This is a genomic window from Bacillus pseudomycoides DSM 12442, assembly GCF_000161455.1.
In the GTDB taxonomy this organism is placed as follows: Bacteria; Bacillota; Bacilli; order Bacillales; family Bacillaceae_G; genus Bacillus_A; species Bacillus_A pseudomycoides.
Map to the genome: position 1 here is coordinate 812339 of NZ_CM000745.1, position 20616 is coordinate 832954.

Annotated in this window: 16 protein-coding genes and 2 pseudogenes; 7 read left to right on the plus strand and 11 right to left on the minus strand. The window is 34.0% G+C overall.

Annotated features, from left to right (window positions below; all coding sequences use genetic code 11):
- Positions 1–36 precede the first annotated feature (36 nt).
- Positions 37–222 (plus strand): annotated as a pseudogene (locus BPMYX0001_RS33785) (PD-(D/E)XK nuclease family protein); the annotation flags it as partial.
- A gap of 212 nt (positions 223–434) precedes the next feature.
- On the opposite strand, the gene BPMYX0001_RS04095 reads toward BPMYX0001_RS33785, so the two are convergent.
- Complete coding sequence (locus BPMYX0001_RS04095) at positions 435–1085, minus strand: 2OG-Fe(II) oxygenase (protein WP_018782944.1); 651 nt, start codon at positions 1083–1085, stop codon at positions 435–437.
- A gap of 471 nt (positions 1086–1556) precedes the next feature.
- On the opposite strand from BPMYX0001_RS04095, the gene BPMYX0001_RS04100 reads away from it, so the two are divergent.
- The 3 genes from BPMYX0001_RS04100 to BPMYX0001_RS04110 all read left to right on the plus strand — a co-directional run bounded on the left by BPMYX0001_RS04100 (position 1557) and on the right by BPMYX0001_RS04110 (position 5318).
- Positions 1557–2417 (plus strand): DnaD domain-containing protein, encoded by an 861-nt coding sequence (locus tag BPMYX0001_RS04100; protein WP_006093717.1) that lies wholly within the window; start codon positions 1557–1559, stop codon positions 2415–2417.
- Complete coding sequence (gene dnaB, locus BPMYX0001_RS04105; RefSeq protein WP_033798678.1) at positions 2414–3700, plus strand: replicative DNA helicase; 1287 nt, start codon at positions 2414–2416, stop codon at positions 3698–3700. Before BPMYX0001_RS04100 ends, dnaB begins: the two co-directional genes overlap by 4 nt.
- Before the next feature lie 679 nt (positions 3701–4379).
- Positions 4380–5318, plus strand: coding sequence for a hypothetical protein (locus BPMYX0001_RS04110; RefSeq protein ID WP_003195598.1), 939 nt, complete (start codon positions 4380–4382; stop codon positions 5316–5318).
- A gap of 230 nt (positions 5319–5548) precedes the next feature.
- On the opposite strand, the gene BPMYX0001_RS04115 is transcribed toward BPMYX0001_RS04110, so the two are convergent.
- The 9 genes from BPMYX0001_RS04115 to BPMYX0001_RS04150 form a co-directional block, all read right to left on the minus strand.
- On the minus strand, positions 5549–7090 hold the full coding sequence (locus tag BPMYX0001_RS04115) for a glycoside hydrolase family protein (RefSeq protein WP_006093719.1): 1542 nt from the start codon (positions 7088–7090) through the stop codon (positions 5549–5551).
- Positions 7091–7190: 100 nt separating this feature from the next.
- Complete coding sequence (locus BPMYX0001_RS04120; protein WP_006093720.1) at positions 7191–8240, minus strand: glycosyltransferase family 4 protein; 1050 nt, start codon at positions 8238–8240, stop codon at positions 7191–7193.
- A 3-nt stretch (positions 8241–8243) separates the two neighbouring features.
- Positions 8244–9047: a glycosyltransferase family 2 protein gene (locus BPMYX0001_RS04125; protein ID WP_033798679.1), complete on the minus strand. Its 804-nt coding sequence runs from the start codon at positions 9045–9047 to the stop codon at positions 8244–8246.
- Positions 9025–10245, minus strand: coding sequence for an O-antigen ligase family protein (locus tag BPMYX0001_RS04130; protein ID WP_050774401.1), 1221 nt, complete (start codon positions 10243–10245; stop codon positions 9025–9027). Before BPMYX0001_RS04130 ends, BPMYX0001_RS04125 begins: the two co-directional genes overlap by 23 nt.
- On the minus strand, positions 10226–11698 hold the full coding sequence (locus BPMYX0001_RS04135) for an oligosaccharide flippase family protein (RefSeq protein ID WP_006093723.1): 1473 nt from the start codon (positions 11696–11698) through the stop codon (positions 10226–10228). The genes BPMYX0001_RS04130 and BPMYX0001_RS04135 overlap by 20 nt, the downstream gene beginning before the upstream one ends.
- A gap of 363 nt (positions 11699–12061) precedes the next feature.
- A complete protein-coding gene (locus BPMYX0001_RS33605; protein ID WP_176134309.1) occupies positions 12062–12172 on the minus strand; it encodes an NAD-dependent epimerase/dehydratase family protein in 111 nt (36 codons plus the stop codon).
- Between the two features lie 22 nt (positions 12173–12194).
- Complete coding sequence (locus tag BPMYX0001_RS04140) at positions 12195–12833, minus strand: sugar transferase (protein WP_078211901.1); 639 nt, start codon at positions 12831–12833, stop codon at positions 12195–12197.
- A gap of 13 nt (positions 12834–12846) precedes the next feature.
- Positions 12847–13467 (minus strand): CpsD/CapB family tyrosine-protein kinase, encoded by a 621-nt coding sequence (locus BPMYX0001_RS04145; protein WP_033798680.1) that lies wholly within the window; start codon positions 13465–13467, stop codon positions 12847–12849.
- Positions 13451–14203, minus strand: a complete 753-nt coding sequence (locus BPMYX0001_RS04150) for a YveK family protein (RefSeq protein WP_006093727.1) — start codon at positions 14201–14203, stop codon at positions 13451–13453. Before BPMYX0001_RS04150 ends, BPMYX0001_RS04145 begins: the two co-directional genes overlap by 17 nt.
- A 532-nt stretch (positions 14204–14735) precedes the next feature.
- Between BPMYX0001_RS04150 and BPMYX0001_RS04155 the strand changes: the two genes are divergently transcribed.
- Together BPMYX0001_RS04155 and BPMYX0001_RS04160 are read left to right on the plus strand one after the other, a co-directional pair.
- Positions 14736–15965 carry a helix-turn-helix domain-containing protein gene (locus BPMYX0001_RS04155; RefSeq protein WP_033798681.1) on the plus strand — a complete coding sequence of 410 codons (1230 nt, stop codon included), beginning with the start codon at positions 14736–14738 and terminating at the stop codon, positions 15963–15965.
- Positions 15966–17071: 1106 nt separating this feature from the next.
- Positions 17072–18244: an acyltransferase family protein gene (locus BPMYX0001_RS04160; protein WP_006093729.1), complete on the plus strand. Its 1173-nt coding sequence runs from the start codon at positions 17072–17074 to the stop codon at positions 18242–18244.
- Positions 18245–19223: 979 nt separating this feature from the next.
- On the opposite strand, the gene BPMYX0001_RS04165 is transcribed toward BPMYX0001_RS04160, so the two are convergent.
- On the minus strand, positions 19224–20036 hold the full coding sequence (locus BPMYX0001_RS04165; RefSeq protein ID WP_098114281.1) for a hypothetical protein: 813 nt from the start codon (positions 20034–20036) through the stop codon (positions 19224–19226).
- Positions 20037–20147: 111 nt separating this feature from the next.
- Between BPMYX0001_RS04165 and BPMYX0001_RS33790 the strand changes: the two are divergent.
- A pseudogene (locus BPMYX0001_RS33790) lies at positions 20148–20531 on the plus strand (DnaB-like helicase C-terminal domain-containing protein); the annotation flags it as partial.
- Between the last annotated feature and the right edge of the window lie 85 nt (positions 20532–20616).

Here is a 20616-nt window from a genome sequence, read left to right on the forward strand (position 1 = left end):
GACAACAATTTGTATATCGTAGGTGAGAATTGTATCATGGACAAGAGATCTAATCTATTTTCATATGCGACTAGTGAGTCATCTCAAGATGCTTTTATTTGTTGGCTAGCAGAGTAGGCAGATCCAGAGTATAAAGAAGCAAACCCAGATTTACATAAAGCGGGTACCGATTTTATTAGAAAGATATATGATTTACATAAAAAGAATTTCCCAGTATCTATTTCTGTCTTATAGATCCGTTTCGAAAAATACGCTTTCTTCACCTGTTCTCACCTCATTTTGTTTGATAAGATTATTATACAACAAAACAAACGTACGTTCTATTAAAAAGACATTTTCTTTAAAAAAGACAAAACCGATTCATCCCCCACCTTCACTTCGTTTAGAGGAGGGGGTCTTCTCGGTTAAAATGATAAAGTCGGTACATTTACTTGTTACAACAATGCTCTTCTTCTCATCCATTGCGTCGCAACCCATTTTTCACCTTTGATAACAGGTGCACCGCCATGTAGAGTAAGTTTGTTTATTGATTCATCCTGATAAAAATACTCGAAATATACCGCCATTCCTTTTTTCGGAGATACGGAAAGATTGAGTTTTGGAAAGAAGGTCTCTCCACCTTCTTCTACATGATTTAAATACATCACAAGTGTACTCATACGATTGTTACTTGCTGCCGCACTATTTTCTACAAAAAAATCATAATGTGCTTGATATTCTTGGCCAACTGTATACTTTAAAATCTGCAACCCTTCTCCATGTGGGGCAGGAACATTCATGATCGAAGCGATTCGTCTTTCGATTCTAGTAGTAATCTCGCTTTCTTCTAAAAATGCACCACTGCTCGTCCGAATGTCATTTGTTTTGCGCGAAACACCAATTTTAGAACGTTTCATTTTATTTTTAGACATTTCAATTAACGTTTCACACTCTTCATCACTTAATACATTTGCTAAAACGACAATAAGAGGCTCTTCTAGTCTTGAAATAATTTGTATTTCTCTATCTTCTGTCACAATGGTGTTCCCTGTGTGGTTAAAAATCGTTAGTTCTGTATTTTTAACTGTTTCATTTTTCGTTGACATTTGCCCCATCTCCCTAAAAAAATGATTAGATAGCATTAATATATCACATTTTTCTCACTATTCATTCTTTACAAAAAATAGAGTGATGATTGAAAAAGAGGACATGTAGTTACCTATTCAAACTAACTATTCCGACACCAAAATTTTGTTAAGTTAACACAATTTAAAAATTTATGCTCTTTGCTACATTCAATGATACATTGTACTTCTTGTTCATAAGTGCGGAAGTCGGCCATGTACAGATTAAAAGAACCCCTCCCAAGCCCCTTACAACCCCCTACCAACAAATAAATCACTAAAAAGAAACAAAATAAAAAACAAAAAAACTACTACAAGCACGCATTCAAAAAACAGTAGTCGTAGTAATCGTAAAAAATATAAAATAACCCCGCCAAACTTCCTCCCTTATCCCTATATACATTAAGGAACCACCGATTACATATGTTTCATTAAGGGATAGGAGGAATAAACATGGCAGTATACCGTAATGTGCAGGTGAACTTTTGGCAGGATGATTTTGTACTCGATTTAACACCGGAGGAGCGGTATTTTTATATTTATTTGCTGACTTGTTCGAAGACGACGCAATGCGGGATTTATCCGTTGCCGAAGCGTTTGGCGGAGATGGAGACAGGTTATAACCGGGAGACTGTTGAGAAGTTGCTGCAGCGCTTTGTTGAGTATGGAAAGATATTGTATGATGCGGAAACGAAGGAGTTATATATTTTAAATTGGCTGCGTTATAACCCGGTTACGAATACGAATATGGAGAAGTGTGTGTTACGTGAGTTGAAGAGCGTGAAAAGTAAAGAGTTTGTATATATGTTTCTGCAAAAATGTTTGGAGGAAGAGATGAATATTCCGCTACTTTTAGAGCATTTCGGTATGCCAGGTGAGTTATCTGAGGTTATTCCGCAAGCATCTATTGAAAGCTATGAAGAGGATGAGGAAGTAGAAGAGACGGAGCCAGGTGGTGGTGTGTTCATGTTTTATGAACAAAACTTTGGTAGTTTGTCGTCGTATGCAGCGGAGGAATTAAGTGAATGGATGGCAGATTTATCGGAGGAGCTTGTCTTAAAAGCGCTCCAAATCGCTTTTGAAAATAATAAGCGGACGCTTGCTTATGTGAAGGGGATTCTGCGGGATTGGCACGGTAAGGGATATACGAAGGTTATTGAAGTAGAGGAAGCGGCAGCGAAGTTTCGGAAGAAGGAGCCGACTGCTATGCATGAGACTGAGAAATTTCTAGAGGAGTGTGAAGAGTGGGAGAAAAACGTGCCGTCTGAAGAAGAGTTGCAGAGGTTCTTGAAAGAAGAGGGATGGCGGCCATGAGCATTCAAAATATTGAGGCTGAACAGACGGTATTAGGGTCTTTGCTGCTTGATGGTGAACTGATTAAGGAGTGTAGGCTGACCAATCAGCACTTTTCTACGGCTGTGCATCAAGCTATCTTTAAGTTGATTCGGAAAATAGAGGAGGAAGGACAGCCGCTGGATCTTGTTGCGCTTGTTTCAAAAATGGAACCTGCTTTTTTGGCGCAAATTGGTGGTATGGAATACCTTGTAAATATAATTGAGAGTGTGCCTACTACTGCTAATTTCTCCTATTATGAGGGGCTTGTTCGGAATGCCTGGAAAATGAATCAGGCGGGAAGTATGGCGCACAGCATGTGTGAACGGCTTCTTGCGGAGAAGGATGAGAAAGTAATCGGAGAGACGATTACAAGACTTTGTGAACTGGAAGAGGTGGATTGCACACTTGATTTTGATTTGAAGGATACGTTAGTCGATCTTTATGAAGAGCTTCATCAAGATACAGAAGAACTCACTGGTATTGAGACAGGTTTTTCAGCTTTAAATAAGATGACGTGTGGCTTGCAGGAAGGGGATTTTGTTGTGATTGGGGCACGGCCTTCGATGGGAAAGACGGCATTTGCCTTAAACATTGCGCTTCATGCGGCAAAATCGGGTACGGCAGTTGGATTGTTTTCTCTGGAGATGAGCAACAAGCAACTATTGAAACGAATGGTTTCTTGCTTGGGTGAGGTATCTGGGAAAAGGCTGAAAAACCCGAAGCATCGTTTTACGATAGAGGACTGGGGGAAAACGAGTCGGGCATTCGCAGAAATTGGGGATCTGCCGCTAGAGATTTATGATAAGGCAGGCGTTACAACGCAGGAGATTTGGGTGCAAGTGCGGAAGCTAAAACGGAAGTATGCAGATAAAAAATTGCTTGTTATTGTTGATTATTTACAGCTCATTACAGGCGATTCAAAATATCGTGGAAATAGGTTTCAAGAAATGAGTGAAATCTCCCGTAAGCTGAAGTTACTAGCACGCGATTTAAATGTGTGCGTCGTAGCGCTGTCGCAATTGTCTCGTGGGGTGGAATCGCGTCAAGATAAGCGCCCATTTTTGTCTGACCTAAGAGAGACAGGGCAGATTGAGCAGGATGCGGATGTGATTATGCTTATGTATCGGGAGGATTATTATGAAAAGGAGACGGAGCATAAAGATATAACAGAAATTCAGATAGCGAAGCATCGGAATGGTCCTGTTGGGATGCTGAGGTTACGGTTTTTGAAGGAGTTTGGGAGGTTTTTGGAGGATGGTTAAAAATAGTCTGGTGAGTTCCATACCTAAAATAATCTTGATTCTTTTTTCAAACAGTTTAGATAAGATTAAGAGGTTGCTAATTAAAATTTCTTCAAGCAATAGGTAATGTAATCGAATTGAGGTCTATATTAGGAATACAAAAAGACACTTCATCGAGTGTCTTTTTTATTGAAATGATATCTTTTATCCCGCATTAACTGCCCGTAAAAGCCTGATTGGTCGGGCTGATTAAAGTTTCACTTTATCTAGCATATATGGTGAACTAGTTGGTCCACCATGCTCAGATTATTGCAAAAGTGATCGGTTGAGCCATATGTTTTCTGCTGATACTTCGGACGTAAATCTTTAAGGAAAAGAAAATGGTAAGCCTATACACCTTTTGCTTGCAAAAAACATCTATCTGCAAGAAAATAAAAGAGGTAAGGGTTGTAAATAATGGTTTAAAACCCAATTATTATCTTTTTAGTAAAATATATCTTATAGATAAAGTTTAAAAGCTACTTTATAAAAAGGTGGATTTTTTATACTTCCTGCTTAGGTGAGATCATATCAGTTCATAAAGAATGTATGGTGGTCTTTTTATCTTTTAATCTCGTTTCGTGACAGTGTTAATACCGGAAGCTATTGAAGACAACAATAGAGTATTCATATATAACGAACCGAAGAAAGGAAGCTAAATATGGGGATGAGTACGATGAAAAAAATGATTGGTTTAATCGTAGGTATAGTGCTAATTATTTTTCTTTTTTACTATCAGAATCATTCTAATTCAGATCGAAAAGAGAAGATATATGTTGAGGATTTTAAAGGGACAAATGATTCTGATAAAATTCAATCAGCTATTAATAAAGCAAAGGATAATAAAATAAAGACTGTTTTGCTTGATGACAAAAAGTACAAGATTACTTCACCTATCGTTGTGAAGCAAGGTGTTAAGTTGTTATTCGGGTATGGAACACAGTTTATTGTTGATGGTGACTTCAGGGTGATTGAACTTGAGAAGAATGCTTCAATTGAAGGGGCCTATATTGCCATTGATGATGCGAATTTTAACTCGGAAGTGATCTATTTAGATGGTAAACATAAATATTATAACACTTGGAACAAAACACATATAAAGGATATAAATATCATCAATTGGTCTGAAACGAACAAGGGGACAGGGATATCGTTATACGCTGGTGGAAGAGAACATGAGATTTCTTTTGTTAACTTCGAAAACGTTAAGGTAGTAGGAATGAAGAATGGAGTAAAGTTAAAAGTGGATAAACCGAATTCTGGATATGCTTGGATAAATGCTAATCGGTTTCTGAATTTTTCTTTAGAGGATTGTGTAAACATGATTTACATGGATAGTCATTCAACGATACCGAATGAGGCTAGCGGGAATCAATTTACCAATTTACAGATACAACCTTCAAGTAAAACAAAAAGTGTTTTGAAGGTGAGCGGGCAACATAATGAGTTTCATGGGATGTTGTGGGATTTGAACCAAATCAATCATGGAAACACGATTGTTGAGCTTACGGATAAGAGTATGGATACGACCATTGATATTTCTTCTGTGCCTACGAGCAGAATCTCTGATAGGGGACAAGCAAATAAAGTGAAACAGTAACTGTAAGGTTCTCTCAATCGGACATGGCTTTTTTAGGAGGAGCCCCCTAGATTCATGTAGAGACGGGGACAATTATTACGTATAAGTTGAATTGTTAGAGTATTTCGTGTATTTGGTATAAGAGGTGATGGTTACGCAAAGTTTTTTGAATCGTTAACATTTGAAGATATCGAAGGGGAGTATTTTAATATTTATTAATGGAAGTAAATGAATCTTAGTTTGTATTATTTTCATAGTTTTGATGTGCTAATTTGCCCTTGATCATTTATACTCAATCTCCATTTTGTTCCATTTGGAGAAGTCAACGTCACAGCATTCCCTTTTTGAAATTCTAAATCTCCATATAATGTACCACCAGTAGTTGGCAACCATGAGGAGCCATGCTGTAAAGATGATTTTGCGAATATTCGATTTATCCGAAAACGTTTGTGATCTTGTGTATATCCGCTTAGTGTTAGTTTAACTTTATACAACATAGCTGACCTTACTTCTGAAATCACAGTGTCTCCGACATTAAACTGGAGATCTTTAGCCACCTCCCATGGTCCATTTAGGCTCTGTTGATATTCAATTAAAATACGACTTGGGCTTTCATTCCATCCAAAATAGATACCGATGCAATTAAGCATGTTAATAGGCTGCTTAGAAAAATCTAACTCGATTACAATTGGCTGATTGCTAGGAACATCCACGTAATTTACACTTTGCTCATCGAGTAAGTTAAAACAATTATTAATATGTCCTCCATAGGGGGCTTTTCCAGAAAGTTGGCGCACTGCGTAGCGAATATTTGCATTTACTAATATATCATCTTGATTCCCAACTAGATGTGCTTTTCCTAATGCAAGAGGAGGATATATAGGAAGGGATTCTTCATGTGGTGAGGTACATTGATTGTATAGGCCACGATCGAGAATAGATGTGGAAACTTGATTTGAGAATAGGTGGTTATGATGAGAAATGGAAGAGAATTCGATAACGAGTGGAGGAGCATCCATACGAAAGACGTCCCATATCACTCCTTCAAACATATTATAGGCGCCTGAACATCGGATTACCTTTTTTGTTTGTTTCCGGCATTGAACTTGGATTCCCGTAAAGGTGTTCCCTGAAATTTCGTAAGGTAATGCACTATTTCCTATAATCTCGATACCATACTGACAACCATCTATAAAAATAGAATGGAAGGAGTTTGCATTAATCCAACAAGGATTGTTTATATCCGCAAGCTTTTCTGTTTTTAAATAGATAGCCGTATTAAAGTTTGTGATTTGGATTGAGTATGCCTGAAAGAAACTTATGAAATCCCATGCCTTTTTACAGGATAAATGAATTGCGATACCTTGGTAAGTTGTTGTACGGTTTATAATATTGATATTTGATATAGAAGTATGATTAGGAATTTCTATTTGTTGGGCACCAGAAAGATAAAGAACGGATGAGTTAAAGCTATTATCCACGATTTCAATGGAACCACCAGAGATTAAAGTGTTTTTTTGAAGTTCAAACACTTGGAAATTCCCTTTGACGATTAATGTCACAGTGGGATCCATTTCAAGATGTACATTTGACTTAATAACAATAGGAGAGGATATAGTATATTGTTTCTTCCCGGTGATAACAACTTTGGAATAATTGTTGGCCGCGCAATAATTAATGGCTTCTTGAATAGCTTGGGAATTATCGAGTAAATCTGGACTGGCACCAAAACAATCAATATTAACAACACTTTGATTTTGGCAGTCTTCAGCAAAATTAAGAGGTTCTGTCAACTTATAACACTCCTTATATAGTGGGATATTATATAATATGTATGTTTAAAAAAATGCACATGTATAAAAGAAAAAAACAAACGATGCCCTCGTTTGTTTTTTAATATTGATAGGTTTCAAGCGTAGAATGAATCATGTTTGAGAGGGAAAAGGATTTTTCTACTTTTTCTCTTGCCGCTTTTCCTAAACATTTTCTTAAGTCTTGATTGTCATGAAGTAACTGGATTTTCTTTGCAAATTCTTTTTCAGAATGATGGGAAATGAGAATTCCGGTTTCATCATCTATAATGGCTTCTTGGATACCGCCAACATCTACAGAAATAATAGGCGTTCCAGAAGCCATTGCTTCAAGGACTACCATTGGAAACACTTCTCTTAGGGACGTTAGAAGCAGCAGGTCCATATTGCAAATAAATTCATATGGATTAGATATATTACCTAAAAGCGTCACCTTATGATTTAACTTGAAATCACGAATCATTTTTTCAATAAAGTCCCGTTCAGGTCCATCTCCAGCAATATAAAACATTACGTTACGTACATCTTTTAACTCATTTGCAATTTTTAAAAAAAGTTCATGGTTTTTCTCTTTTGATAATCGGGCTAAAATTCCGATATTGAGGGTTTCTTTAGGTTGTATTTGTTGAAAAGAAAAATGTTTTACATCAACACCATTGTAAATCGTTCGGATAAGGTCTTTTCTTATACCCAATTGCAGTAATCTCTCTTTCTCGAAGTTACTCACGGCGATAATTTGATTAACATGTTGATTTAACACTTTTTTAAATAGCGCGGGAAACTTTTTTTCAAGTATTGTAACATTATGTTTTGTATAAATGAGCTTAATTCTTTTTTTCGTGATTTTTTTAATTACGATAGAATACAGTAACATTCTGAAACTATTTGCATGGATAACATCAATGTCCAATTTCATCACTTGTTTACTTAATGTATAGAGGTTAGCAGGATGATTTTTTAAACTTAAAGGAATAAAATGATGCTTATTATGAATTTGATGATACAACTCACCTGTGGCAGCTGCTGAATAAAACGTCATATTTTCATCTTTGAGATGGTTTTCTAATTTGCAAAAATACATCTCAGCGCCACCTGTTATGAGTTTATCGGTTAATAGTAGAATATTGTTCATTTTTTATTTCCCCCCACTGGTCATAGAAGGAGGTCGGTCTCCTCTGTTTTTCTTGTATGCATGATAGGCATATTGACTAAAATAAAAGTTGGTTTTTACAAAGTTTAACTTTTCTTGGTTTCGTAAGAGTTTCCAATATCGGTAGGCAGCTTTTACTTTATTCCTTGAAGTAGAGTTACTTACAATACGATATTTAGATAAAATCTTTTGTAAGCCATAGGCTTGATATCCTAGCCGTAATAATGCTAACCATAGGGCAGTATCTTCAGGCTGGATAATGGGCATTTCAATTTGTTTAAATTGATGCCTATCTAACATCACGGTTAAACAGCCAATCGTCGTATTTCCCAGCAGATATTTATAATCTACAACTTTCGGTGCATTAACTTTAATATTCATTGAATTTCCTTGTTCGTCAATTAAAGAATAAGAGGTAAAAGAAAAAGCAAGATTATCTTTTTGCATAAAAGCGACTTGTTCTTCTAGTTTGGTAGGTAACCAGAGATCATCGCTGTCTAAAAAGGCAATATAATCTCCTTGAGCTTCTTTTAATGCTATATTTCTAGCTCTAGCAGCACCAGCGTTTTGAGTTAAAGTAATAAGTTTAATTCGTGGGTCTTTTTCTATATATTGTTTGATGACATGAACGGAGTCATCTTTCGACTTATCATCAACGATAATCATTTCCCAGTTAGCATATGATTGGTCCTGAACAGATTCAATGGTTTCTTTTATAAATGGAGAACTGTTATACGAGGGGGTTATAACGGAAACCAATGGTTCGCTATCTTTTTTGGTGTATATCATAAAAATCAGCCTCTTTTCTTTCATATACAGAAATATATTTTAAAGTAATTGCTAAAAAGGAGAAAAGCGCTTCATTAATCATGAGAGAAAGGGATACCATCTGCAATAAAAAAGCAAAAAGTGTAAGAATAATAAAGGGTTTTTCAATATGCAATTTAGTTCTAAAGAGCTTGATAATGAACAGTAATAAAAAAGAAAAGTAAAAAAGAAAACCAATAATTCCAGCCTCTACTAAGATTTCTAGATATGTATTATGGACATATAGTTTTTCATTATGTTCAAATGCGTAATAATCCGAGAAATTAAAGGCACCGATTCCCAAAAGGGGATGGGACATAAAATAGTTAATCGCCTGTTTCCATAATTCAAATCGACCACTTCCATTATCAGAAGAAAAATCATTGATACGGCTGGAAATGATCTGATTCAAATCGATTTGAATAAAAGAACATGCGGCGTAGATTACAACTAGGCATAACAGAGCAACAAGTATCATTTTTACCTTTTTTAGAAAATCCGCTAATATTATATACAAAATGATAACGAGTATTAGGGCAACAATACCGCCTCGAGAAAAGGTAAGAAGGTTGGTAATTATACATAAGATAAATCCAAAGGAGTTTTTAAATCCTTTTAAGTGTGTTAAATAAAAAGAAAAAAACAATGTATTATAAAAAATGAAGATGTTTGGGTCGTCAAGTAGTCCAATTAACCTTGGATAATCTCTATCTAATAATAATCCGTAAGAAGTAATCTCAACGCCTGTTGGGGATCCCCCGGTTATTTGTAGTCCAATTATGTACAATAACAAACTAATCATGTTAAATAGTATCCCGACATTTGCAATGGAAGCTTCAATAGCACGAATTGAAGCTTGCTCCAGCATATATCTCATGATGAAATAGCAGATAAGGACAAGGATTACTCCTAGAATGACGCGAATACTTGATTCTGGATACTGTGAAAAAGCACCACTTAGACAATAGGTAAAATAAAATAAAAGCAATAAAATTTCATAATGATAAAGGGGACGAAAGTAAAAGTCTCGAAAATAAATACAGAAAAAAATGGCTAAAAAAATCATGTAAATTTTTAATGAAAAACCGATGGACAAATTATATTTACTAAGTGTAATAAAAAATAACAAAAGAAAGACTTCTAAGGTAGAAGTATTTCTTTTAATTTGTAATCTTTCCATTCCCTCGTTGTCTCCCGTCTTTTAAATGGTTGATATTCTGTTGTTTTTTCTTTCTTATAAAATCTTTAATCAAGTTCCGAGTAGCTTGATCAAATAGTAAAACCATCGTAGACATTAAGATAATGGTAGAGAACATGGCTATAAAAGGAAACTTATATAATAAGTAGTGTAATAGGATAAAACTTATCGAAAAGTAGGATCCGTATGGAATAACGACTTTGGTTAATACTGTTTTTCTGATTGGATTAGCTAATATATAACCAATAAATGATACGATTTCCATCGTTAAAACAGAAAAAGCTGCCCCCGCTATTGCATAAGTAACACTCAGATAATAAAAAGACACTAAGCCAATAGAGATGGTTATAAACTGAACAATAGTACGGCGATTTTGCATTCCTCTTGTTGTGAGACCATCAGCAATGGCGATGTTAAATCCTTGTAAGACAATAATAAAGGACAATATTTTTAAAGGTTGAACCGCAGATCCCCATTTATCTCCAAATAAAATCGTGATCAGATAGGGGGATAAGTAGAATAAAGTTATTGTCATACACATCCCAATCAAGGACATGAATTTCATTTGCAGGATATTTAATTCTGTATGTTTCTTTACCTCCCCATGACTATGATGCTTAAATAACAGTGGGAAAAATGCGCCTGCAATAACCCCTGGTATTTGATAGAGAGCTGAGGGGATTCGGTAAGCTACTGCAAAGAGCCCAACAAGCCCTAAGGGAAGTGTTTTTTCTAATACTAATGGACCTAGTTGAGGAGTTAATATAATAAATAACCCACTAATTAAGAACGGGCTAATATTGATCAATAATTCTTTTTGAAAAGGGACTTTCCACTTAAATTCCATGTTTTTTCTGAGTAAATACAGGCAGTAAATGCCTCCAGCTAAATAAGAAAAACCATATAAAAAAGCTGTTACATGTATATCCACTTTTAAGCTTATACACAAAATGGTTAATGTGACTAATACAATGGCTGAGAAGATTTTTATGGATGCAATAAATTGCATTCTTTCAGATAATTGAAAGTAGGTTATGCCTATGCTTTGCAGCACTAGGCCGATGATTAAAGGAATCATTAAACTATACATCATATAAAGAATTTGTTGTTCATGATAAAAGACGTGGATACCGAAAGAAAAAATAACAAATGTTAAAAGTAAACATACTACTCGAACTTTTATATAAGAAAAAAATGTAGTGCCTGGGTTTTCCTTTTTTGCTCCTTCTCGAAGGAACGTATTACTGACTCCTAAATCTGTAAAAAAATGCATGACCATGGAAAGAGCTAGTGCTACACTAAATATTCCATAGTTCTTTGAGTTAAAGTAATTTGCCAATAGTATGAGCGTACTTGCATTTAAAACATTAGCTAAAATCGTGCTGTAAAGTAAGTGGAATATATTTTTAATAATTGAGTTTGTTTTCTTATTCACTTATTTCTCTCCCAATTCACAACTGTAAAGTCACTTAAGTACAGATGTAGGTTCTTTTCCACTAGGTAAAATAGCGTCTTTTTGCTTAAGGTAATAATCATATGTATTCGCAAGACCTTTTTTCAATGCATATATAGGTTGCCAGCCTAATTTTTGAATGCGCTTTTTATTGCAGAGCAAACTTTCTTTGACGTCACCGTCTTTTGCAGGTTGGTAAATGGGGGAAACATTTTGTACACTAATTTGCGCAGCTTGGTGAACTACAAAGTCAGGTTTAAACGCCTCTATCGCTTTTTCTAATGATCTTTCATCTTCTACGTTATCAAAGAAAGCTATACTTTTCGAATGAACATTATTTACGGATCAGGTGGATAAGTTATCATACACAGCCACTTCATAATGATTATGAATTAATTTGTCTACAATATGGGATCCGATAAATCCGAAGCCCTTCGTTACTAGCACTTTCTTCATTTTTTATTCTTCCCTTCAATATTTATCTAGCTCCATTTCCAGTAAATACAATGACCAGTGTTCGACATAAAATCTTGATTTCCATAGCGAATGATCTATGCTGGATATAGTATAAGTCGAATGCTAATTTTTCTTCGGGAGTTAGATCATATCCACCATTCACTTGCGCCAATCCTGTTATTCCAGGCGTTACAAGTAAACGATGTTTAAAATTAGGCAATGACTTATCAAACCTTTTATAGAAATATTCTCTTTCAGGTCTAGGGCCAATGAGTGACATATCTCCTTTTAACACGTTAATAACTTGAGGGATTTCATCAATTCTAGTTTTTCTTATAAACGTACCTATTCTTGTAACCCTAGGGTCCTCTTTACTTGCCCACTGAGGACCGTTTTTTTCAGCATCTAAAAACATGGAGCGTAACTTTATTAATTTGAAATCTTTTCCGTTTTTTCCTAGACGCCGTTGATAAAAGAAGGGAGAACCAGTTGATTCGATTGGGATAAGGATGCAAAAAAGAACTAAAATGGGTGATAAAAGTAACAGCATGAAAAGCGAAAAAACAAAATCTATAAGTCGTTTAACAAGAAGGTAGGATGAAGTTGATAGAGGTTTTACTTGTATTTCCACCTGTCTATCAATCTTTATTTTTGGGTCCAAAAGTTACCCCCCTTTATGAAATAATGACTGTACCGATTATTTCATGGTTGCTATGTTCTAGTTGTTTTTTTACATTCGTAATCTTATCTAACTTATCACGGCCTTCCTGTATCACTAAAACAATCCCATCACAATGTTTTGCGAGGATTTGTGCATCTGGTGTGTTTAGGAAATCGGATGTGTGAAACAGAATGATATCAAAATGCTCTTTCCACTCCTCAATTAGGATTGGGAAGGTCTCTAATGTTAACAATGCCACTGGCTCATAAAGATCTTCACCTGTAGATAAACAAGATAGATAATCCGTTATTTTTATTGTAGTATCCTTATTTTGCTCTCTTAGGAGTAAGGTGGTTAGGCCAAATGAATGATCGATATTAAACACATGATGTAAAGAAGGTTGACGCAGATTCGCATCCACTACCAACACTCGTTTTCGTTGTTCTGAAAAAGCTAGGGCCAAATAAGCAGTAGCATTGGTTATATTTTGTGTTTGTGCAAGTGAAGTAATCATTAATATTGGTTTTTCCTTTTGAAGGTTCGGTTCAATATGGTTACATATGCTATAAAATCGTTCTTTGATGGTGATATCGTATGGATTAAAGAAATATTTCCTCTTAAATTTGAGGGTCATTATGTTCACCTTGTTTCATTGAAGATAAGCTTTTATAAGCTGTTTTTTGCTTGTTGTTTCTTTTTTTGGTATTTAAGTTCACTCTTCCTAATAATGGGAGTCCAAGATGTTCGAGTTCTCGATTGTTGTAAGTTGAATCATCAAAGTGTTCTCGTAGAATTGCCAAGCCAATTCCGACAAAAAAGCTAATTATGATTGAAATGGCTATAATGAATTTGGGTTTTGGAAAAAGCAGTTCGGCTTCTTCCGTCACCCCGGAATCACTAAGAATATTAAGGCGGTTTACATTTGCATAGTCTTTAAATTTAGATATGGATTGCTTTGCGACGGATTGTGCAATTTTTTTAGCTAATTGTGGATTAGAGTCTTTCACTGAAATCGTAATAATCTGTGAATCATTTCTGTTAGTAACGGAAACCTGTTTAAGCAAATCATAGCTTGAACGAGTTAGCTTTAACTCTTCTTTTACACCTATCATGATATATGGGCTTTTTATGATATCCATATATGAAAGAGCTAGCTGTTTGTTATCTTGTACTCTATTTACTGGATTTTCCTCTTTTTCTACGCCTAAAGATCCAGCAAGAACTTGGGTGGAGTACTGATAAATCGGTTTCATAAGGTACATGGATGAAATAATAATGAACCCGCTAGTACAAATTGTCGTAAGTATAATAATTAAGAATCGCCTTTTTAAAACTTGCATAAACTCTTTTATTTTTACTTTTTCATTCATCTAGTTCACCACTTTTTCAATTTAATAGTAGAGTTTTGGCGTGATTTTCCGAATGGGAATTATCACTTTTGATTTTGAAAAGGTCCTTATAACATTTATACTAGGGTGAAAAAATTATAAACCTAGCATCTGAACAAAAATTGAACAGAATGCTTCTTCCTAAATTTTTACTATGTAGGGTATAGCCACATCGTCATCAAGCTAAGAGTGCCAAGGGGGTATATGTGAGTGTGTTTTTTGAAATTTCTATGACTACAAAAAAGGTGTACATAACAAATAAATTAATCAAATGGCTACTTAAATAAAGAAATTGATCATTATGCTATTGTTCTTATAAATCTAAATAATAAGTGTTTTTTCTGAATATTTATGGTAATATTTTGATATAAATTGTATTTTATTGAAAATACTAGTAATTTTTGGGTATATTTAACTTTTCGCAAATTTATTTATAAATCCATAAATGTATGAATTAAAATGTTTGGTTTTTATATGAAGCTTTATAATCTTAGCTAGTTAAAAGGAGAATATAATGAATCATTCTATGGATATACAATATTTGTGTGATATTTTATATAAAACGTTTCAAGTATCTATTCAATTTTTATCTACAGATGAAAAAATCTTATATAAATCTACTTCTAATGATATTTGCAGTCCTTTTTATTCTTCTCAGGAAGAACAACTTAGTGAGCTTTTTCAAGAGAATGATCTCTATAATTTTCCGCTTATGAGAGGGAACAGTTATCTAGAAAATTTCGTTTTTATTCACATAGTAGATCATGAATATATAAAAGGAACCTTTGTTATTGGACCCTCTACATATCCCAAGGTATCAGAAGATATGGCCATTAGACTTATGAATGAATTTGGGGGAAATGTTAGAATACAAGATGGAATTGAATACTATCATTCCATACCTGTGATAAAAAAAATAACTTTAATTGATATAGGAATTTTATTACATTACATAATTTTTAAAGAAAAGTTAGATGTAGGTGCTGTTTGGAGAGAAAATAAATTATTGGAGAAAACCTCCTATGAAATTGCGAATCCTGATTTATATATTTCAGCCCGGCGTCAAAATAATTCTGATCATTACGATATATCATTGGAACGGAAAATTTTCACAAGCATTAAAGAAGGGGACAAAGAAAAATTAATAAAATATGCATATGCATTTCCGCAAGAAGATGCTGCAATTTCATCAAAAAGAAATCAACTAAGAAATCAAAAAAATAATGGAATAATGGCCATTACTTTAGCTACTCGTTATGCAATAGAGGGGAATCTCCCGCCAGAAATTGCTTTTTCGCTTAGTTCTCTCTATATGGAGACCATTGAACAACTAGATAACATGTATTCGGTCAATAGATTAATTGAGGACGCTTTATGTGCTTTTGCTGATCGTGTTAAAGAATATAGTATTCAAAGATATTCGAATACAATTACTACATGTTTAAATCATATTAGAAAAAACATTTACCATGAAATATCTCTCAATAATCTCGCTACGCTACTTGACATTAATCCTACTTATTTATCTAAATTGTTTAAAAAAGAAGTAGGAATTCCTTTAAGTGAATATATTCAAAGGGAACGAGTAGAAGAAGCAAAAAAACTATTAACATTAACTACATATCCATTATCAGATATTTGTGCTTGGCTTAACTTTTATGATCAAAGTTATTTCACAAGAGTTTTCAAAAAAATATGTAACATGACTCCTAGACAATATCGTGAAAAGTATACCGTGATATAGGCTTGATATCTTAACAGCTAGGTGAGATATGTGTAATACTTGATCACATATATATAATGCATCAACTCAATTTACCTCGCTATTTATAAGAAATAATACTCTTACCTCAAAAATTTTCTCTGTTTATCCCGCTATTTTAGGGCAGTAAGACCCCCACCTCAAAATTCAGCAAAAGCAAAGAAGATAGGTGGGGGATCCTGCCCGTAAAAGCCCGATTGGTCGGGCTAATAATCAGTGGGGGTGAAGAAAACCCCCACTGATTAAAGTTTCACTTTATTTGAAAATATGTAGAATCCATTTCCTTATAATTCTGCTCACTACATGAACATAATAAGGAAATAGATTTTAATACTTTAAGATTTCTACCTTTACTTTCAGTATGTAATAGTGCAGAAAGAATATTTATAAATCCATTTGAATTAATATAGGAATAGAATGCGATAGCTAAGAAACTTTTGCTTTTCCATGTTTACCTTTTTAGCGTGGATTAAATGAATGTTCGAAATAAAAAAGAATCCCTTATTCTTTATGGAATTCTTTTTTAGCTGCCTATTAAAGAATAATCATTCTGTATTTTCATTTTTTACCAATACATGTTATATTTGGTAGCGTAAAATATTTTGTGTAAATATACTTGTCTTGTGAATAGGGAAAATACAAGAGATTTTTAAGTTTGCGACTAAACAAATTAAGAGAGGAGTACCCCCCTTAATGAATGAAAGCGCATTTATATAAGCAACTAGAGAAAAGTATCACAATTCTTAAAAGAAAGAGTAGATTTGCCAATTTCTTTCGCTTAAGTAGGAAGACGTAGCGAATAGTCGAAATGACTGCTATCAACGAATAATCGATACAAAATATGGGGAAATGTAAGGTTTAGCTGTTCCTCGTAATTGAAACGAAGGATTTCAAACGTAATCCTTCGCCCCATATCACCGTAGAAATGGGTGGCTAGTATTCGTATGTATCAAAGCGAAATGAGTATATATAGAACGCATTTTAGAACTCCATTATTCTCCTGCAACTATAAGTAACATTATAATTCTGTAAACAACAAGATTGAAGTCACCTTGTATTTTAATAAAAATCTTTTTAGTAGGTGTAATATGATGAAAAGATATGAGGAGTTTGACTCTCTAAGAGGATTAGCAGCACTTCTTGTAATAATCGGGCATCATATGATGCTATTGCCTGCGTATGAAAATTATCAGTATGAGTTAAACAGTCCCTTCATAATTTATTTATTCAAGGAAACTCCTTTACGTCTTTTTTTTAGTAGCGGCAACGAATCTGTTATTCTCTTTTTTGTATTGAGTGGTTTTGTTTTGTATTTATCTATTAATAATGAGAAATTTCATTATGATACATACATAATAAAACGGATTTGCCGAATTTATATACCATATTTAGTAGCAATCAGCATTTCTATTATTGCTAAAATGCTTTTTAGTCGTAATGATATGCCATTTATTAGTGATTGGTTTAGTAAATCATGGACCACTGCAGATACACCAGCTTTATTATTACAACATCTTGTTTTTATCGGTGAGTATAACACAGACGCATATAACAATGTTATATGGTCTCTTGTTCATGAAATGAGAATTTCGATTATATTTCCATTTCTGACTTTCTTTTTTATACGCAAAAGGCTCAAATATTCCTTATTATGGTTTATTGTTCTAAGTTTTTCTTCGACTATGGGTTTGTATTTGTTTAATCCTAGTGGAAGCATAACTAGTAGTTTTTTAAGTTTTCACTACATCACTCTTTTTTTTATGGGAGCTCTATTAGCGAAGTATCGTTATTTTATTTTCCATTATGTTTTAAATATGAATAAAATGATAAAAATTGCATTACTGCTAATTGCAATTATTTGTTTTATGTACGAAGGAATAATTGGCGAAGTGGATTTTTTGAACAATTATGTATTGAGAAACTACGTTGTCTCATTTGGGGTTTGTATGGTAATGATTATGAGTATCTCTTCATGGACATTTAGTGCGTTATTAAGAAGAAAAGTATTTGTTTTTCTTGGAAAGATTTCTTATAGTCTTTATTTATATCATCTTGTTTCTTTATTCTCAGTTATGTATTTATTTTATGATAAACTACCTACCATATTAATAGTGTTTCTTTCCTTTTCTCTTTCTTTTTTACTATCTTCATTGGGGTATTTATTTATTGAAAAACCCTGCATAAACCTTGGACGGTATTTAACTAGGAGATGGAGAAATATATTCTGGAAGGAAATAAAAATAAGGGATCGTATTTCATAGGAGTTTATATAGTAAGAGATCAAAGTTGAATCTTCTCGAACATGTAAAGAAAAAACGAGGATGTTAGATATAACAGAATCGGATATTTTCAAATTCATCTTATAGAAAAACATTCGTAAAAGCCGCTTCATTATACGATAGAGGACTGGGGGAAAACGAGCTGGGCATTTGTGGAAGGCATTTTCCCTTAAAAGGATTGACAGCAACCTATATAAAGAAACATTTAGAATGTGACATTCGAGAGAGACAGGATGTAAACGTTGTTGTACCTATGTGCAAGGCTTGTGATGTATGGTTCGAAGAAGGATATATTACTGTGAATTCGTTAGGATATGTAGATTGCATAGAGGATATGAACTCTGGAAAAATTGTAAAATTCACTAAATGAACTTACGAAAATAAACGGTAGAAAGTGTTTTTATTGGAATCAGGAAAATAAGAAATATTTTGAATGGCACTATCATTATCATAGAATGACAACTTAAAAATTCAGAACTTTGGTGAGGGGAAAATCCAGTTGTTTGATCCAGAATCTTTTCAAACGATTCGATATACAAAACAAAAGTAAATGAGAGGGAATTTGGGACGGGGTTGTCATGAACCTAGTCCTTTCTTCATATGGAGGGATAAGTCTGAAACCTTTCTGATTACGGAATCGTCATCCTTTTGTATAGGTAGGAATTATTTGCCGATTCTAATTATTCACCCGTAGGCGCATAAGTGTCGTTATCCCTATATCTATCATATTTATATAGTTCTCATAGACCACTGTGATGGAGTGAATTTTTGTTTTGAGGTAACTTATTTTCTTAGTTTGATAGGCATGGGGTGCTCCCCCTATAAATACAGATTAAAAGTATTGTTGCTGTAGATATCCTGAATAAAAGGTATACTTTGATTAATATTTTTTAATTTATAAGATAAAAAAGATAGGTGCAGTAGAATGTTCTACCACTATCTATCCTTTTTAGCGTATGAATTATTGAGCTTTAAATTCGATTACTTGCTCTTGATTGATTGTTTTACCATCTAAAAGACCTTTTGCTGTTATGTAAATAATTGTTTTCTTAGAGTCTTCCAGCTGACCAATTGCATACTTTACATTGAAGTTATCATTGCTTAGTCGCCACTGTTCACCATTCCATCTACCAGTTATTTTTTGACCATCAGCAGCTTCGATTTTATCATCGTAATTTAGTGTGCCAAACTCTGTTTTTAATGTATTGCTAGCAAAATCAATTTGAACTTTGTTTAATAATTTGATTGGAGAACTCGTTTGAATCTCGTATACATTGTCACTGATCTTTTTGAAGTGAATTTTTCCTTCTTGTCCTTTAACAAGTTTCATATATTGATCAGATGATAAGAAGAATTCATATTCTTCTTGTGTAATTCCCATGTTTTCATGGTAAGGTAATCTTTCTCCAGGTTGTACTGTTTTTAAATATTCTATGTACCAATCATAATTTTTTTGAATACTCGCTTGCGTTTTTTTCGTAATTTCCTCAAATTTTTGTTTCTTATCTTCTTGCATTTGTATTGTCATAATATCAGCAGGTGTTTCTGATTTTACTAATAATGGTGTGATGAAATCTTTTGTACTCTGATTGGTAGGTGATAAAACTTCTTCAGTTTTTTTCGGATTCGTATCCTGTTTATCCTCATTTTTTGTAGATTTAGTTGTTTCTTCTGCCGCAGTCTTTTTTGTATCGACTGGTTTACTTTCAGTAGAATTATTACATCCAGCCAATAAAAAGAAAGTTGTAAGTGTCCCTAGTATGATTTTTTTCATTAAAAATTCCCCCGTATTTTTTTCATAAAAACAAACAATACCATAATTATACATTGGAAATATTACCATAACAATTCGCTATTTTTGAAAGTATGTTAAATTCTTCAATTTCTAGTTATTAGTATTGATTATTTGCAGCTTATTACAGGTGATTCGACCAATAGAGGAAACGTGTTTCAAGAAATGGGTGAGGTTTCCCGTAAACTGCTAGCACGTGATTTAAACGTGTGCGTCGTAGTGCCGTCGTAATTGTCCCGCGGGGTAGAGTCGCGTCAAGATAAGCGTCTGCTTTGGTCTGATCTAAGGATGAAAGGGCAGATTGAGCAGAATGCGGGTGTGATTATGTATCGGGATGATTATTATGATAAGGAGACGGAGCATAAAGATATAACAGAAATTCAGATAGCAAAGCATCGGAACGGACCTGTTGGAGGGATGCAGCTAAGGTTTTTGAAGGAGTTTGGGAAGTTTGTGGAGGGGTTAAAAACAGACTAGTTCAAACTGATAAAATTCTTGCACTAGAACCACAAAAAAGAGCAGTGCTAATGCTCTTTTTTATTAATTGTCCAAGTGAATACTA

Excerpts from the sequence above, each read along its gene's own strand:
- BPMYX0001_RS04160 (WP_006093729.1), top strand. The coding sequence starts at position 17,072 with ATGATGAAAAGATATGAGGAGTTTGACTCTCTAAGAGGATTAGCAGCA.
- BPMYX0001_RS04150 (WP_006093727.1), bottom strand. The coding sequence starts at position 14,203 with ATGAATGAAAAAGTAAAAATAAAAGAGTTTATGCAAGTTTTAAAAAGG.
- BPMYX0001_RS04125 (WP_033798679.1), bottom strand. The coding sequence starts at position 9,047 with ATGATATACACCAAAAAAGATAGCGAACCATTGGTTTCCGTTATAACC.
- BPMYX0001_RS33605 (WP_176134309.1), bottom strand. The coding sequence starts at position 12,172 with ATGAAGAAAGTGCTAGTAACGAAGGGCTTCGGATTTATCGGATCCCAT.
- BPMYX0001_RS04095 (WP_018782944.1), bottom strand. The coding sequence starts at position 1,085 with ATGTCAACGAAAAATGAAACAGTTAAAAATACAGAACTAACGATTTTT.
- BPMYX0001_RS04120 (WP_006093720.1), bottom strand. The coding sequence starts at position 8,240 with ATGAACAATATTCTACTATTAACCGATAAACTCATAACAGGTGGCGCT.
- dnaB (WP_033798678.1), top strand. The coding sequence starts at position 2,414 with ATGAGCATTCAAAATATTGAGGCTGAACAGACGGTATTAGGGTCTTTG.
- BPMYX0001_RS04145 (WP_033798680.1), bottom strand. The coding sequence starts at position 13,467 with ATGACCCTCAAATTTAAGAGGAAATATTTCTTTAATCCATACGATATC.
- BPMYX0001_RS04110 (WP_003195598.1), top strand. The coding sequence starts at position 4,380 with ATGGGGATGAGTACGATGAAAAAAATGATTGGTTTAATCGTAGGTATA.
- BPMYX0001_RS04165 (WP_098114281.1), bottom strand. The coding sequence starts at position 20,036 with ATGAAAAAAATCATACTAGGGACACTTACAACTTTCTTTTTATTGGCT.
- BPMYX0001_RS04130 (WP_050774401.1), bottom strand. The coding sequence starts at position 10,245 with ATGGAAAGATTACAAATTAAAAGAAATACTTCTACCTTAGAAGTCTTT.
- BPMYX0001_RS04155 (WP_033798681.1), top strand. The coding sequence starts at position 14,736 with ATGAATCATTCTATGGATATACAATATTTGTGTGATATTTTATATAAA.
- BPMYX0001_RS04100 (WP_006093717.1), top strand. The coding sequence starts at position 1,557 with ATGGCAGTATACCGTAATGTGCAGGTGAACTTTTGGCAGGATGATTTT.